The sequence below is a fragment of the Geomonas limicola genome, assembly GCF_014193675.1.
GTDB classification, from domain to species: domain Bacteria; phylum Desulfobacterota; class Desulfuromonadia; order Geobacterales; family Geobacteraceae; genus Geomonas; species Geomonas limicola.
The window spans coordinates 491420-505530 of sequence record NZ_BLXZ01000002.1 but is presented as its reverse complement, the minus strand read 5'-3'; the positions used below and the strand labels follow the sequence as shown (position 1 = coordinate 505530).

The following is a 14111-nucleotide window of genomic DNA, read 5'->3' as shown; positions in this document are numbered from 1 at the left end:
CACACGCGCTAGCTTGGATCAGATCAGCGCCGCGCAGCGAACCGGTCGAAACCGGAGCGTCTTTTTATTGTATACCAACGTTATATTTGTTATGGTGACGCCGCCTGCAGTACGAGGCACACCACAACCACCCGGAGGGAGCTAGGATGGCGGACACCACAAGATACCAGAAGATCGCCAAAACCATCAAGATATTCGCCATGGCCCAGGGCGCCCTCATCCTCATGCTGGTCTACATGGCGGTGCAGTTCCAGGCCAAATTCCAGGCCCTCGGCATCCCGGGGAGGTTCATGAACGCGGTAGTAGCGAGCTTTGTGATCCAGATGGTGCTCTTCTACCCGATCTACCGCTTCGCGTCCAAGGAGGTCGAGCGCGACCTGGCCATGAGTACCAGCAACCTGAGCAGCGAGGAGCTCAAGGCCTATACCAAGAAGAAGCGGATGGGAGACATCGTGAAGGTCTCGGTCTTCTTCTTTTTCGGGATGTTCATCCTGCAGGCGCCCAGTATCCCGATCGTCCTGAGCGTCCTGTACTTCAGCTTCGTGCTCACCGTGCTGAGCTACCTGCAGTGCTACAACTTCGCGGCGAAGAAGCTGATGCGCCAGTAGCCGCCCGGGTGATGCACACCGGCGCCGCCCCCGTCAGAGGCGGGTAGCGCCGCGAAAACCCGGGAAGGCCTGCAGCTACCGGATCGAGGAACGGTCCCGGAGCTGGACGATGCGTTCTTCGGGGAGCCCCAGCCACTCCAGGAAGCTCTGGTGTCCGCTGGGGTTTTCGCGTTCAAAGAGCGAGTGCCAGTGTCCCTGGGCGTCGTCGTCGAGACCTACGGCACGAAACCTGGCCGTCCACTCATCCGCGCTGATCTTCTTTTCCATAACCGCCTCCTTGCTAACCGCATGACATTGTTTCACAACGGTGCGACAACTGTAAAGGACAAGCTGGTATGCTGGATTTCTCAGGCCAGGCGCATTCCGGGGCGTTTTGCGTCTGCCAAGGCTGTTTTTTGGCACTCAGCACGATTTTTCTGGACTAACCGGCTCGCTCGCACGTACATTCAGCGAAGAGAACCAAGATAACTACACCACTAAGAAGGACGAGACGACATGGCAACTGCAAAACAAGGCGACAAAGTACGCATCAACTACACCGGCACCCTCGAAGACGGGTCCGTATTCGACAGCACCCTGAAGGAAGAGGGCTGCTGCGAGGACGACGCCTGCGGCTGCCACGATGACGCCTGCGAAGACGACGGGTGCGGTTGCGAGACCGGCCCCATGGAGCTGACCATCGGCAACGAGGACTTCTTCCCCCAGGTCGAGGAAGCACTGGTCGGCATGGCTCCCGGCGAGAAGAAAACCGTGGTCATCCCTGCCGAAGACGCCTTCGGCGAGTACGACGAGGACGAGGTCTTCGCCATCAGCCGCGCCCAGCTCACCGGCGACATCGTTCCCGAAGTCGGCATGGAGCTGGAACTGACCGGTGATGACGACGAACCGGTCGAGGTCGTGGTTGTCGAAGTGACCGAAGAGACCATCACCGTGGACGCCAACCACCCGCTGGCCGGCGAAGACATCACCTACGAAATCGAACTGCTGGAAATCCTCTAGGCATCAGCCTATCAGCCACGCACGAAGCCGGGGAGGCGGCCGACGCCTCCCCGCACCTCAACGCCCCTTCAGCTTCGTCTTCTAAAGAACCATGACCAAACCAGTTACCGACAACGATCCCCGTACCGGGAGCACTGCGCCCGGCGGCCAACGACTCCCCTGGGCTCCCGGCGAGACCCCACTCATGCTGGCGCCGATGCAGGGGCTCACCAACCGCGCGCTGCGCTCGCTCTTCGTCTCCTGGGTGCGCCCCGACGTGGTCTGGACCGAGTTCATGAGGGTGAACCCGGTCTCCTCGAAAAAGCGCCTGATGCCCGGCGACCTGCGCGAGATCGCCCCCGCCGAGGGTGGCGTGCCGCTGGTGGTGCAGCTGATCGGGCACGGACGCGACGCGCTGGTCTCGGCGGCCCAGGTCGCCCAGGACGCCGGTGCGGTGCACCTGAACCTGAACATGGGGTGCCCCTACGGGCGCATGACCAGCGGGCTGACCGGCGGCGGGATGCTGAAGCGCCCCGAGCTTTTGGAGGAGATCCTCCCCGCCCTGCGCGAGACCATCGCCGGGACCTTTTCGGTGAAGCTGCGCGCCGGCTACGACGACCCGCGCCAGATCTTTTCCCTCTTGCCGCTTCTGGAGCGCTCCGGGGTCGACTTCCTGGTGCTGCACCCGCGCACCGTGCGCCAGGCCTACAACGGCTTTGCCGACCACGCAATCACCGCGGAAGTGGTCCGGCAGACCTGCCTCCCCGTGATCGCCAACGGCGACATCCGCCGCGCGCAGCAGGGACTGCGCATCCTGAAGGAGACCGGGGCCGCCGGGCTCATGCTGGGGCGCGGCGGCATCGGTGAGCCGATGCTCTTCGAGCGGCTGCGCGGCCGGGCGAGCGCGGAGCCGGATCTGGCCGAGCGCCGGACCATGCTGCGCCGCTACCTGGACGGCCTGTTGCCGCTCTACGGCAAGCTTTTCTGCGGCGACGCCCAGGTGCTCGCCAAGGTGAAAGGGGTGGTCTCCAACGTGGAGGACCCGGAACTCGACCAGGAGCTCAAACGCCTGAAGCGCGCCAAGACGCTCGGGGACTTCAAGTCCGTGCTCGGAGAGCTGTAAAGCCCCGAAAAGCGCCTCCCGTTACTAGTGTTCGTAGTAGTCCCTGGCGAAGAAGAAGAGCGCGAGCGCCACGGCCTGGGCGGCTACCGGGAACAGGAACGCCGCGTGGAAAGCCTGGGCCACGGCACCCGGGGTGTGCTTGCCGAAGCTGTTCAGGATCACCCCCATGACCTGCTGCGTCGAGGCCGCCCCCAGGAGCACAAAGAAGTTGAGCGAGGTGAGCGCGGTCCCCACCATGCGCACCGGGAACATGGAACGCACGATAGGGTAGATGGCGGTCCCGCTGGAGACGGCCAGCCCCAGCGCGAAGAAGAGGGCCGCCAAAAGGGGCGCCGGAAGGGTATCCGCCCACCCCTGGAAACCTGTCATCAGTACAAGGAGCAGCAGCTGGCCGCTCCACATGGTCCACTTGTGGGAATGCAGCAGCTTACGGGCGATGCTGTCGATCACCAGGCTGCCGCAGATGAACCCGAGCGAGGTGCACATCAGCATGCGGCCGGCCCCGTCCCGGCTCAGCTTGAGCACCTCCATCAGGTAGGGACCGCCCCAAAGCCCCTGCACGGCCAGATAGTTGCCGTACCAGGTGAAGGCCAGGGCGCCCAGATAGAGAAAGTCGCGGTTGCCGAAGCTCTGCTTCCAGGCCTCCAGCAGCCCCATGGGCTCGACGGTCTTCCCCTCCTCGTGGACCGGCTCGGGCGGCCGGTCGCGCACCATGAGAAAGACCAGCACCGTCAAGAGCCCCTGCAGCACCCCCACCGCTAAAAACGAGCTGCGCCACCCCACCAGAGAGACCGCGAAAGCCAGGGGCGCCGTTCCCCCCAGGTTGCCCAGGTTGCCGACCGCGATCATCAGTCCCGAAACCCGGCCGAACTCGCGCTTGGAAAACCAGTGGCTGAAGATGGTGAAGGTGGCCATGAGTACGCACGAGGTACCCAGCCCCAGGAGGATGCGGGCCAACATGGCCTCCCCCATGCTGCCAGCCTCGGCGAAGAGTATGCCGCCCAGGGCGGTAAGCACGCCGCAGCCACTGATCACCAGCCTCCCGCCCAGGCGGTCGATCATCGGCCCCAGGGGGAGCTGCGCGGCGGCGTAGACGTAGAAGAGGATGCTGGAGAGCGAGCCGAGCTGGGCCGGGGAGAGGTTCAGCTCGCGCGCGACGTCACGGGCGACGACGGCCAGCGAGACCCGGTAGAAATAGACGAGGATGTAGATCAGTGCCAGGACGGCGAAGATGGTCCAGCGCTGGCGGCGCGTCCGGCTATCGAGCATGGGAACCTCCGCGGGCACTCTAGCACAGGGCCGTATACGCGGTAAAGATTCTCTTTTCAACAATTTAACCCTTGTACAACCTCCGGATTGGAGTTAATCTCCGATCCCGCCTGTCGAGAGACGGGATGTTACGCTACCTCTGCCGTGAAGGAGATGCACACATGTTCGTAGACAACGATGTAAAGCTCGGTTTCTCCGACGTTTTGATCCGCCCCAAGCGTTCCAACCTGAAGAGCCGCTCCCAGGTCGACCTGATGCGCACCTTCAAGTTCCTGCACAGTAAGCACGAATGGACCGGCGTACCGGTCATCTCCGCCAACATGGACACCACCGGCACCTTCGAGATTGCCGCCGTGCTGGCCCAGCACGCCATGCTGACCGCGGTGCACAAGCACTACACCCCGGCGCAGTGGACCGAGTTCCTGGAAGGGAGGGACGAGGTCATTTACTCGCACATCATGGTGAGCACCGGCTCCTCCGAAGCCGACTTCGACAAGCTCACCACCATCATGAAAAGCCACCCCAAGCTTAAGTTCATCTGCATCGACGTGGCAAACGGCTATGCCGAGAGCTTCGTCGAGTTCGTGCGCAGGGTGCGCGACAGCTTCGAGGACAAGACCATCATCGCGGGGAACGTGGTTACCGGCGAGATGGTCGAGGAGTTGCTGCTCTCCGGCGCCGACGCGGTTAAGGTCGGTATCGGCCCGGGTTCGGTCTGCACCACCCGCGTCAAGGCAGGGGTCGGCTACCCGCAGCTTTCCGCCGTCATCGAGTGCGCCGACGCGGCCCACGGCCTGGGCGGACGCATCATCTCGGACGGGGGCTGCACCTGCGCCGGTGACGTGGCGAAGGCCTTCGGCGGCGGCGCCGACTTCGTCATGCTGGGGGGGATGCTCGCCGGCCACGACGAGAGCGGCGGGCAGATCGTGGAGCGTAACGGCCAGCAGTTCAAGCTCTTCTACGGGATGAGCTCGACCACCGCCATGGACAAGCACGCCGGCGGCGTCGCCTCCTACCGTGCCTCGGAGGGGAAGACCGTCGAGGTACCCTACCGCGGACCGATCGAGGACACCGTGCGCGACATCCTGGGCGGCGTCCGCTCGGCCTGCACCTACGTGGGGGCGGCATCGCTCAAGGAGCTCACCAAGCGCACCACCTTCATCCGGGTGCAGGAGCAGGAAAACCGCGTCTTCGGGTAACTCCGGCCCCAGCGCGGGCGGACAGCCCCAGACGCAGACGAGCCCGGTGGATCTCTCCACCGGGCTCGTTTTTTGTCCGGCTTTTATATTTTGTAGCGCGATGGTCAGCGCTTGTACTCGGGGTTCTCCAGGTACCAGCGGTAGGTGGCCGCGATACCGTCTTCGAGGCTCATCGTGTGCCGCCAGCCCAGGGTGTGGGCGCGACTTACGTCCTCGAGCTTGCGCGGCGTGCCGTCCGGCTTGCTGGCGTCGAACTCCAACCTCCCCTGATACCCCACCACCCGGGCCACGGTCTCGGCCAACTCGCGGATGGTGACGTCTTCCCCGGTCCCCAGGTTCACGAAGCAGGGCTTGGGGTAGCTCAAGAGTTCCGGCGCGATCTGCTCGTCGGAGAGTTCCATGAGGTGCAGGCAGCCGCGCGCCATGTCCTCGACGTAGAGGAGTTCGCGGCGCGGGGTGCCGCTCCCCCAGACCACCACCTCGGGGGCCGCGGCGAGCTTCGCCTCGTGGAAGCGGCGGATCAGGGCCGGCAGTACGTGGCTGTTCTCCGGGTGGAAGTTGTCGCCCGGGCCGTAGAGGTTGGTCGGCATCACGGCGATGAACTTGGTGCCGTACTGGCGGTTATAGGACTCGCACATCTTGATACCGGCGATCTTCGCCAGGGCGTAGGGCTCGTTGGTCGGCTCGAGAAGCCCGGTGAGCAGGTGCTCCTCCTTCATCGGCTGCGGGGCGAGTTTCGGGTAGATGCAGGAAGACCCCAGGAACAAAAGGCGCTTGGCCCCGTACTTCCAGGCGTTGTGCACCACGTTGTTCTGGATCGCCAGGTTGAGGTAGATGAACTCGGCGGGATACGTGTTGTTGGCGTGGATCCCGCCCACCTTGGCCGCGGCCAGGATCACGTACTCGGGGCGTTCCGCCGCGAAGAAATCGGTGACCGCCTGCTGGTTGGTAAGGTCCAGCTCGTCGATCTCCGGGGTGATCAGGTTGGTATAGCCGCTCTGGGTGAGGCAGCGCTTGAGCGCCGAGCCGACCAGGCCCTTGGATCCGGCCAGGAAGATCTTCGCGTTTTTTTCCATGTGTACTCTCCTATGGGTAACTCTCGATGGGATAGTGTCGTACGCCTACGTGCTGCCGAGAAACAGGCACAATGTTACCAACCCGCTCGCCATTGCGCAAACATTGCATAACCTTGACGCGCACCCGGTGCTCTCCGGCACTGCCAGGCTCAAGCGCGTCGAGTCCGGTACCGGCAACTGTCGGAATCCGACGTTCTGCGCGGCTACAGGTACTTCTCGCGCAGGGCGACCTTGTTGATCTTGCCGACCGAGGTCTTGTCGATCGCCTCCACCAGCTTCACCTTGGCGAGCACCACCTGCTTGCTGATGGTGCCGCGGTCCGCGGTCTCGCGGATGTAGTGGGAGATCTCCTTCTCGCTCGACTTGCCGGCGGCGGTCGGTTTCAGCACCACCAGGGCCAGCGGGCGCTCACCCCACTTCTCGTCGGGCTGGCCGATCACCGCCACCTCGGCAACCGACGGGTGGTGCGCGATCAGGTCCTCGAGCTCCAGCGACGAGACCCACTCGCCCGCCACCTTGATGACGTCCTTCGAGCGGTCCGTGATGCGCAGGTAGCCGCGCTCGTCGCGCACCGCCACGTCCCCGGTGTGCAGGTAGCCCCCTTCCCAGAGCCGCTCGGAAGTCTTGTGGTCCTTCAGGTACCCCTGGGTGAGCCAGGGAGCCCGGGCCACCACTTCGCCCGTGGTGACGCCGTCGCGCGGCACTTCCTTGAGATCGGCATCCACCACCCGCAGGTCGACGAGCGGGATGGCGAGGCCGGTCTTGCAGCGGATGGCGGCCTGCTCCTCGGGGGGGAGTTCCAGCATCTCCGGGGTGAGCTGCGAGAAGGTGAGGATCGGGCAGGTCTCGGACATGCCGTAACCGGTGAAGACGTCGATGCCGCGCTTCAGGGCATCCACGCAGAGGTTGCGCGACATGGCGGCGCCGCCGATGATCAGCTTCCACCCCTTGAGGTCGATGCGCTCGGCGTGCGGGTGCTTCAGCATCATGTGCAGGATGGTCGGTACGCAGTGCGAGAAGGTCACCCCCTCCTTCTCCTTGAGCTCCAGGAGGACCTCCGGGAGGTAGCGACCCGGGTAGACCTGCTTTACCCCCAGCATGGTGGCCACGTAGGGCATCCCCCAGGCGTGCACGTGGAACATTGGGGTGATCGGCATGTAGACGTCGTCGCGCCTGAAGCTGCCGTGGTCGGAGACCGTGCTCAGCATGGAGAGGACGCCGAAGGTGTGCAACACCAGCTGGCGGTGGCTGAAGTAGACCCCCTTGGGGAGACCGGTGGTGCCGGTGGTGTAGAAGGTGGTGGCGCGGATGTTCTCGTCGAAGTCGGCGAATTCGAACTCGGGGGCGGCCTTGGCGAGAAGTTCCTCGTACTCCCCGACGAACGGCACCATGCTGCTCTTGGCGCTGGCGTCCTCGTCGGAGATCAGGATGTAGGTGCGCACCGTGTCGATCCTGCCGCGGATCTGGTCCAGGATGGGGAGGAACTCGCTGTTCACCAGGAGCACGTCGTCCTCGGCGTGGTCGATGGTGTAGAGGATCTGCTCGGGGGAGAGGCGCACGTTGATGGTGTGCAGCACCGCGCCGATCATCGGCACCGCGAAGAAGAGTTCGAGGTAGCGGTGGCTGTCCCAGTCCATGACCGCCACGGTCTGCCCCGGTTTGACGCCCAGGTCGGTCAACAGGCGCGCCAGGCGCCGCACCCTTTCGCGCAGCTGGCGATAGCTGCCGCGGTACTGGTCGCGGTAGACGATCTCCTGGTCCGGGTTGTCCACCGCCGGGCAGAAGAGCAGGTTCTTGATCAACAGTTGGTAGTCGTACGCCGAGGGGGTACGCGGTATCAGCAGGTCACTCATCGTTGAGCCTCCAAGGTAGTGAATTCAATGGCAGGTGTTAGGCTTTCCGGTCTTCGATCCTCTGGCAGTCGTCCAGAAACTGCTGCAGGACCTCCTCTGGCACCCCGGCCAGAGCGGCGATGCGCGACAGGCGCGGGAAGGACCAGGAGCTCTTGGCCTCGGCCAAAACCTCGCCCGCCTGGTCGTAGATCGCCATGGTCACCTCGGCCGTCGGCGGCGTGTAGCTCGCCACCCTCCCCACCACCGTGAGTTCGGCAGCGGTGGGGACCGGCTTCAGGAAGCGGGTGGTCAATTCGCGGGTCACCCCGAGCTTGCCGTGGCGGGCAAAGAGGGCGTAGGCGGCGGTTTCGTCCATGAGCGTCGAGATGATCCCGCCGTGCACCATGCCGTCGAAACCGCAGTAGTGCGTGGAAATCGTGGTGGTGCAGGCCACGCCATCCTCGGTGTGGTGGAAGCGCAGCCCGAGTCCGTGCGGGTGCCCGGGCGAGCAGACAAAGCAGGAGCCGGGCCAGCGGCCCAGAACCGGCGGGAGGGTGGCAATAGCGTCCTTGGTGAGGGGAGCGTCGGGCACGTGGGTCTCCTTCTCCGGCGGGAGGCCGGGATGGGATCGAGCCGGGCGGGGCCGGCAGCGCCGGGCATTCTACGACAAGCTGGAGTGATTTGCTAGTGCGTCGTTACCAACGGTAAGGAAAGGGAGGGGGCTGCGGGATATCGTGGGCTACCAGATGAGGACCGCGATTGACTGGCAGACAAGTCACTGCCGCTCTTTCAGAGCCTCGGTCTGCCGCTGATACTGGTCGTAGGTCAAGCCGTTGACCCGCTCGAGGCAGCGCTGGCGCTCGTAGTCCTGCGTCAGGTGTTCGCACTGCAGACGCTGTTGCGACTTGAAACCTTCGTACCAGGCCTGCCGAGTGCAACCGGATGCGGCCAGTGCCAGTAGAGCCGTCAGCATCACTCGCTTCATAAGGTTTCCTCCTCACTAGAAATCCGGACGCGATCCTATCATTTTTTCTTGGAAACGTAACTGTAGTACTTGAGCTTGATGTTTTCCCACATGATGAGCCGCTCCCCGATCTTGGAGATCACCCGCACCTCGCCATCCTGCGAGATGGCGAAACCGATACTCCCCGGGTTTTCGAAGCAGTAGCGCATCATCGAGCGGTGGCGGGTGCCGAAGTGGTTGTAGCCCGCCGGGCGCAGCTTCGCCTCGCTCCCCAGCCGATCGCCGGCAATGAAAAGGTTCTCCGGCTCCGCCGAGGTGGTGATCTCGACACCGTAGCCGCGCACCGCGAGGTTCCTGTCCATGAGGACCAGCCCGTCCACCCGGGTCAAGAGGGCGATGAACCAGATGACGCCGTCGATCTCGTTCTTGCTGGACCTGAGCTCCTTTTCCAGGCGCCGGAGCCGGAGAAAGCGCGACGCGGGGATGTCGCTCGCCTTCGACTCGTCCTGCTCGAGCAGACTCAGCTCCATGCAGTCGAAGCGGCTTTTGAGGACCGCGTTGGTGGCCAGGGCGCCTTGCAGCCGCTCGTAGTCGATGCGGTACTTGACGTTCAGCCCCTGCCGTGCGAGTTCCGGGGTGATCAGGAGAGCGCCGCCGTGCTTCAGCTTCTGGACCCGCAGGAGGATCCGGCAGAGCACCGAGAGCCACTGCTGCACGTGGATCTCCTCGTTGTAGCAGCTGCAGGGGAGGTCCTCGGGGAGGTTATCGTGCAGGGAGTCGATGTGGTCCGCAATGCCCGGCGCCAATAAATCGCGGATCGGGCTTTCGCCGAAGACATCCAGGGAGTTGCGGATCAGCTCGTTCACCCTCAGTTCGGCGACCTTCTCGTAGCGCAAGTAAACCACGATGACGCCGATCCCCTCCACGCTCACCTGGAAGAGCCCCGGCCGCTCGGCCTCCACCTCGGCGCTGCGGTTCAGGAACTTGTGGAAGCGGTTTTGCTGGTCCACCAGCCCCCAGATGAAGAGCTTCCCCTCGGTGCCGGGCCAGACCACCAGCGAGGAGGTAGTGAGCCCGGAGGACTTGGCGATCTTCACCACGTTCAGGATGGAGAACTCGATCGGTTCGGCGAAGGGGATAAAGCTCCAGCGGTCCTTCACCGGGTTTTTGGGGGGCTTGGGATCCGGCTGGGCCGGGTCCAGGAAGACCAGGTGGAAGGTGACCGGTTCGGACTCCTCGGTTCTCAGGCTCGAGTAGTAGGTGGTCTCAAACAGGTCGACGATGATCCGCTCGTCGGGAAAGGCGACGTGCCGCTTCCTGAGCTCGGCACAGACCGATTCGGCGAGATTTCTGGGGGATTTGTTTTTGGAGGTCACGCGTTAACTCCCGGGGACGAAAGATATTAATCGGTGTTCGCCCTTCCGGGCTTGGCGCCGCTACGGGAACCTGATGCCTTCACCCAGGCAACACTGGGTGAATTCGGCTGGGAAGCGGAGTGGCCGGATTTCGATATTCAAATCGGAGCCGACACCCTGTTTGCCGACCTGCTGGAACAACGTGCCCAGACCGGCCGAGCGCTTCACCGTCTGGCGCATCCGAAACGGGCTCTCGCTTGCTGCGGTGAGCCGTGAACTCGGCATCACGATCCGTACCGCCAGCGCCTACGGCACCGGAGCACGCCCCATCCCCCGAACCGTCGAGTTGGCGTGTGTCGGCTGGGAGGAGGAGCAGCGGAAACTCAGCAGAACTCCCCACGTCCCAGGCTAGACGGACCGGCTGTTCAGCGCCGCCCGCATCCGCCTGAGCGCCTCGACCAGGAGCGAACGGGGACAGCCGAAGTTGAGCCTCAGGTAACCGGGGAGGCCGAAGTCTGCCCCGCAGGAAAGCCCAACCCCCGCCTCCTCGAAAAACCCCACCGGGTCGTCCATCCCCAGATGCCGCACATCGATCCAGGAGAGGTAGGTCGCCTCCACCTGTGCCACGGCAAGCCCCATGGCCTCCAGCTCCCGGGCCACCAGGTCGCGGTTGCCGCGCAGGTAGCGGACCAGCTCGCGCCGCCAGGGCTCGCCGTGCCGGTAAGAAGCCTCGGCGGCGGTGAAGCCCAACAGGTTCACGTGCGGCACCACGCGCCCCATCGCCTTTCTAAAAGCGCGGCGCAGCGAATCGTCGGAGATGACGGCGAAGGAGCACCCCAGCCCGGGGACGTTGAAGGTCTTGCTGGGCGCCAACAGCGTGATGGTGCGCCGGTCGATCTCAGGCGCGAGCGTCACAATGGGGAGGTGACGCAGCGACTCCTCCAGCACGAGCCCCGCGTGGATCTCGTCGCTGCAGATGACCAGATCGTGGTGCCCGGCAAACGCGGCGAGGCTCGCCAGCTCCTCGCGGCTCCAGAGCCGGCCGACCGGGTTGTGCGGGCTGCAGAGCAACATTAGCCTGGTGCGCGGGGTGAGCGCTGCCTCCAGGGCCTCCAGGTCGAGTACCCAGCGCCCGTCACGACAGGCCAGCGGCACCTTCACGGTCTGCCGGCCCGAGAGCGGCGGCGCCGAAAGAAACGGCGGATACACCGGGGTAAAGGTGATGACGTCGTCGCCGGGTTCGCCCACCGCGCGGCAGGCGACGTTGAGGCCGGTGACCAGACCGGGGAGCCAGGTGATCCACTCGCGCTTCACCTCCCAGCCGTACTCCTCCTTGAGCGAGGTGAGCACCGCCTCGTAGAGACTGTCCGGCGCGTGGGTGTAACCGAAGATGCCGTGGCTCACCCGCTCCTGCAGGGCCTCGATGACCGCCGGCGGAGAGCGGAAATCCATGTCCGCCACCCAGAGCGGGATGATGTCCTGCCCCCGGTACTTGTCCCACTTCTCGCAGGACGTGCCGCGCCGGTCGATGATCTCGTCGAAGTCGAAGGTTTCCTCCATTACTTGAGCTCCCATACGGTCAGTTCGGCCACGGTGTGCTGGAACTTGCGGCGCGTCTCGCGGATCACGAACGGCACGTCGCGCGGCTCGCCCAGCATGGAGAAGCGCGGCGCGAGCACCTCGGTCAAGCCTTCCAGGGTGTAGACCGGCTCGCCGGCGGCACGGTAGCCGCCCAGCCACTCCTCCTTCTTGGTGAAGCTCTCCAGCCAGGTGTAGGGGGAGACGATCACCAAGAGGGCACCCGGGTTCATCCGCTCGTGGATCATGGAGAGGAAGCGGCGCGGCGAGTAGAGCCGATCGATCAGGTTCGCGGCCAGCACCAGGTCGTAGCCGGTGAACTTGTCCGGCAGGTTGCAGGCGTCGGCCTGAAAGAACTGCACCTTCTCGCGCAGCTCCGCAAGCCCCAGGTCGGCAAGGGTGATCTCGTGGAAGGAGAGGATCTCCCCCTCCTCGGGGAGTGCGTAGCGCAGGTAGCCACCCTCCTGCATGCGGGCCGCCAGGTGGAAGAAGCGCGCCGAGAAGTCGAGCCCCGTCACCTTGTCGAAGCCGCGGGCCAATTCGAAGCTGCCGCGCCCCACGGCGCAGCCGATATCCAGCGCGTGGCCGCGCTGACGCCCCTGGGAGAGTTCCAGGCAGATCTTGGCGAGCGTTGCCGGGAAGTTGCGCACCCCGAAGTGCTCAGAGCCGTAATGGGCGTCGCAGTACTGAGCGGTGAGGGCATCGGTCTCGTAGGGGTCCTGCTGCACCTCGACCGTTGCCGTGCTCTCCACGTAGCGCAGGCCGGCGTGCTGGAAGAAGTGGCGCCTAAAGGCGTAGCGAGCCTCGCGGGTCGCCTCGTTACCGGTGGAAATCCAGGAGCCACCCTTGATGAGGTTGTGCCGGGTGTCGAAAGTCGGCGTCGAGAAATCGTCGTACCAGGGATGCACCTGAAAGCCGTGAAACGGGTAGATGGCGGTCTCGGTCCACTGCCAGACGTTGCCCAGCACGTCGTAGAAGTTCCCTACGGCGAAGCGGTCCACCGGACAGGAGGAGGACCAGTACTCGAGGTTGAGGTTGCCCGGCGCGCTATTCCAGGCCGGCGGGTCCGGGATGTGGGCCGCGTCGCGCAGCAGGTTCCACTCGTCCTCGGTGGGGAGCCGGATCGCCTTCCCGGTCTTGGCGGCCAGCCAGTTACAGAAGGCCTTGGCCTCCAGGTAGTTCACCTCGACCGGCCAGTTCCAGGGGAGATCGACCTCCTCGAGCATGGTGCGCAAGGCCCAGCCGTTCTCCCGGCGCCGCCAGAAAAGCGGAAATTCCGCCCCCTTGAAGGTGCGCCAGTTCCACCCCTCCTCGGTCCACCACTTCTCTTCGCGATAACCGCCATCCTCGACGAAGGCGAGGAATTCCCGGTTGGAGACCAGGTACTTGGAGGCGGCAAAGCCGGCGACCTCGGCTTCGTGGCTGCCGTACTCGTTGTCCCAGCCGTAGAGGGGGTGGCTGGCGTCCTTGCCCAGGACCACCTTGCCACCCGGCACGTAGACCAGCTCGTTTTGGGGCGGCTCGCCGGCGTCCTTGCAGATGGACCAGAGCTCCATGGGGCGCACCTGGTCCAGGGGCAACTGGCGTATCAGCACCGAGGAGGTCTCCAGGTGGATCCGTTCGTGCTCGATCCCCATCATGATCCCCCAGAAGGGGCTCTCCCAGGTAATGGGGAGGGTAAGCGGCAGGGTGCGGATCAGGCCGTCGACCATCTGGCGCACCTTGTCGCGGTACTCCTTCACCTGCTGACGGGTGGGCCAGTCGTAGTGGGTGGCGTCCAGGTCGTCCCAGGACATCTCGTCCACGCCGACCGCGAACATCGCCTCGAAGCGCGGGTTGATGCGCTCATGGATCACCTTGGCGATGATCAGCTTGTTGACGAAGAAGGTAGCGGTGTGGCCGAAGTAGAAGATGAGCGGATGGCGCAGCCGGTCGGCTCTGAGGTAGAAGGTGCTATCCTCCTTCAGGGTCTCATATAGCTTCTCGTCTATGTCGAAGGTGGCGTGGAAGTACTGGAGAATCTCCGCTCTTTTGTCTTCCGGATCGCCTTCGTTGAGTATGGTCGTATGGGTCTTGCGCAGGTCCATGAGCAAGTCTCCTTGACTAGTAGAGTAATGGTGCCGCAAGTT

The 14111-nt window shown here is 64.3% G+C and carries 14 protein-coding genes; 5 read left to right on the top strand and 9 right to left on the bottom strand.

What is annotated here, in order from left to right; all coding sequences use genetic code 11:
• Nucleotides 1-146 precede the first annotated feature (146 nt).
• Nucleotides 147-608 carry a hypothetical protein gene (locus H7688_RS05990; protein WP_183360153.1) on the top strand — a complete coding sequence of 154 codons (462 nt, stop codon included), beginning with the start codon at nucleotides 147-149 and terminating at the stop codon, nucleotides 606-608.
• 75 nt (nucleotides 609-683) lie between these two features.
• Here H7688_RS05990 and H7688_RS05985 read toward each other — a convergent pair whose 3' ends face one another.
• Complete coding sequence (locus H7688_RS05985; protein ID WP_183360152.1) at nucleotides 684-875, bottom strand: MerR family transcriptional regulator; 192 nt, start codon at nucleotides 873-875, stop codon at nucleotides 684-686.
• Nucleotides 876-1103: 228 nt separating this feature from the next.
• On the opposite strand from H7688_RS05985, the gene H7688_RS05980 reads away from it, so the two are divergent.
• Nucleotides 1104-1607 (top strand): FKBP-type peptidyl-prolyl cis-trans isomerase, encoded by a 504-nt coding sequence (locus H7688_RS05980; protein WP_183360151.1) that lies wholly within the window; start codon nucleotides 1104-1106, stop codon nucleotides 1605-1607.
• A gap of 91 nt (nucleotides 1608-1698) precedes the next feature.
• Nucleotides 1699-2709: a tRNA dihydrouridine synthase gene (locus tag H7688_RS05975; RefSeq protein WP_183360150.1), complete on the top strand. Its 1011-nt coding sequence runs from the start codon at nucleotides 1699-1701 to the stop codon at nucleotides 2707-2709.
• A gap of 24 nt (nucleotides 2710-2733) precedes the next feature.
• Here the strand turns inward: H7688_RS05975 and H7688_RS05970 are convergent, their stop codons facing one another.
• Nucleotides 2734-3978 (bottom strand): MFS transporter, encoded by a 1245-nt coding sequence (locus H7688_RS05970; protein ID WP_183360149.1) that lies wholly within the window; start codon nucleotides 3976-3978, stop codon nucleotides 2734-2736.
• A gap of 161 nt (nucleotides 3979-4139) precedes the next feature.
• On the opposite strand from H7688_RS05970, the gene H7688_RS05965 reads away from it, so the two are divergent.
• Nucleotides 4140-5177, top strand: coding sequence for a GMP reductase (locus H7688_RS05965; protein ID WP_183360148.1), 1038 nt, complete (start codon nucleotides 4140-4142; stop codon nucleotides 5175-5177).
• Between the two features lie 104 nt (nucleotides 5178-5281).
• On the opposite strand, the gene H7688_RS05960 is transcribed toward H7688_RS05965, so the two are convergent.
• From H7688_RS05960 to H7688_RS05940, 5 genes are all read right to left on the bottom strand, one after another.
• The gene (locus H7688_RS05960; RefSeq protein WP_183360147.1) at nucleotides 5282-6253 is read right to left on the bottom strand and encodes a GDP-L-fucose synthase family protein; all 972 of its coding nucleotides are present in this window, start codon (nucleotides 6251-6253) and stop codon (nucleotides 5282-5284) included.
• A 203-nt stretch (nucleotides 6254-6456) separates the two neighbouring features.
• Complete coding sequence (locus H7688_RS05955; RefSeq protein ID WP_183360146.1) at nucleotides 6457-8106, bottom strand: fatty acid--CoA ligase; 1650 nt, start codon at nucleotides 8104-8106, stop codon at nucleotides 6457-6459.
• Nucleotides 8107-8143: 37 nt separating this feature from the next.
• Nucleotides 8144-8677 (bottom strand): PaaI family thioesterase, encoded by a 534-nt coding sequence (locus tag H7688_RS05950; RefSeq protein WP_183360145.1) that lies wholly within the window; start codon nucleotides 8675-8677, stop codon nucleotides 8144-8146.
• A gap of 183 nt (nucleotides 8678-8860) precedes the next feature.
• A complete protein-coding gene (locus H7688_RS05945; RefSeq protein WP_183360144.1) occupies nucleotides 8861-9070 on the bottom strand; it encodes a hypothetical protein in 210 nt (69 codons plus the stop codon).
• Nucleotides 9071-9108: 38 nt separating this feature from the next.
• A complete protein-coding gene (locus tag H7688_RS05940) occupies nucleotides 9109-10425 on the bottom strand; it encodes a putative sensor domain DACNV-containing protein (RefSeq protein ID WP_183360143.1) in 1317 nt (438 codons plus the stop codon).
• Between the two features lie 181 nt (nucleotides 10426-10606).
• Here H7688_RS05940 and H7688_RS05935 point away from each other — a divergent pair, with 181 nt between their 5' ends.
• On the top strand, nucleotides 10607-10816 hold the full coding sequence (locus H7688_RS05935; RefSeq protein WP_183360142.1) for a hypothetical protein: 210 nt from the start codon (nucleotides 10607-10609) through the stop codon (nucleotides 10814-10816).
• Here the strand turns inward: H7688_RS05935 and H7688_RS05930 are convergent.
• Both H7688_RS05930 and ovoA read right to left on the bottom strand, forming a co-directional pair.
• Complete coding sequence (locus H7688_RS05930) at nucleotides 10813-11979, bottom strand: MalY/PatB family protein (protein ID WP_246329721.1); 1167 nt, start codon at nucleotides 11977-11979, stop codon at nucleotides 10813-10815. The genes H7688_RS05935 and H7688_RS05930 overlap by 4 nt on opposite strands.
• Nucleotides 11964-14069 carry a 5-histidylcysteine sulfoxide synthase gene (gene ovoA, locus H7688_RS05925; RefSeq protein ID WP_183360141.1) on the bottom strand — a complete coding sequence of 702 codons (2106 nt, stop codon included), beginning with the start codon at nucleotides 14067-14069 and terminating at the stop codon, nucleotides 11964-11966. Before ovoA ends, H7688_RS05930 begins: the two co-directional genes overlap by 16 nt.
• Between the last annotated feature and the right edge of the window lie 42 nt (nucleotides 14070-14111).

What these genes read in the sequence shown, in the direction of transcription:
- H7688_RS05990 (WP_183360153.1), top strand. Translation starts at nt 147, where the DNA reads ATGGCGGACACCACAAGATACCAGAAGATCGCCAAAACCATCAAGATA.
- H7688_RS05980 (WP_183360151.1), top strand. Translation starts at nt 1,104, where the DNA reads ATGGCAACTGCAAAACAAGGCGACAAAGTACGCATCAACTACACCGGC.
- H7688_RS05945 (WP_183360144.1), bottom strand. Translation starts at nt 9,070, where the DNA reads ATGAAGCGAGTGATGCTGACGGCTCTACTGGCACTGGCCGCATCCGGT.
- H7688_RS05975 (WP_183360150.1), top strand. Translation starts at nt 1,699, where the DNA reads ATGACCAAACCAGTTACCGACAACGATCCCCGTACCGGGAGCACTGCG.
- H7688_RS05955 (WP_183360146.1), bottom strand. Translation starts at nt 8,106, where the DNA reads ATGAGTGACCTGCTGATACCGCGTACCCCCTCGGCGTACGACTACCAA.
- H7688_RS05965 (WP_183360148.1), top strand. Translation starts at nt 4,140, where the DNA reads ATGTTCGTAGACAACGATGTAAAGCTCGGTTTCTCCGACGTTTTGATC.
- H7688_RS05960 (WP_183360147.1), bottom strand. Translation starts at nt 6,253, where the DNA reads ATGGAAAAAAACGCGAAGATCTTCCTGGCCGGATCCAAGGGCCTGGTC.
- H7688_RS05970 (WP_183360149.1), bottom strand. Translation starts at nt 3,978, where the DNA reads ATGCTCGATAGCCGGACGCGCCGCCAGCGCTGGACCATCTTCGCCGTC.
- H7688_RS05930 (WP_246329721.1), bottom strand. Translation starts at nt 11,979, where the DNA reads ATGGGAGCTCAAGTAATGGAGGAAACCTTCGACTTCGACGAGATCATC.
- H7688_RS05985 (WP_183360152.1), bottom strand. Translation starts at nt 875, where the DNA reads ATGGAAAAGAAGATCAGCGCGGATGAGTGGACGGCCAGGTTTCGTGCC.
- ovoA (WP_183360141.1), bottom strand. Translation starts at nt 14,069, where the DNA reads ATGGACCTGCGCAAGACCCATACGACCATACTCAACGAAGGCGATCCG.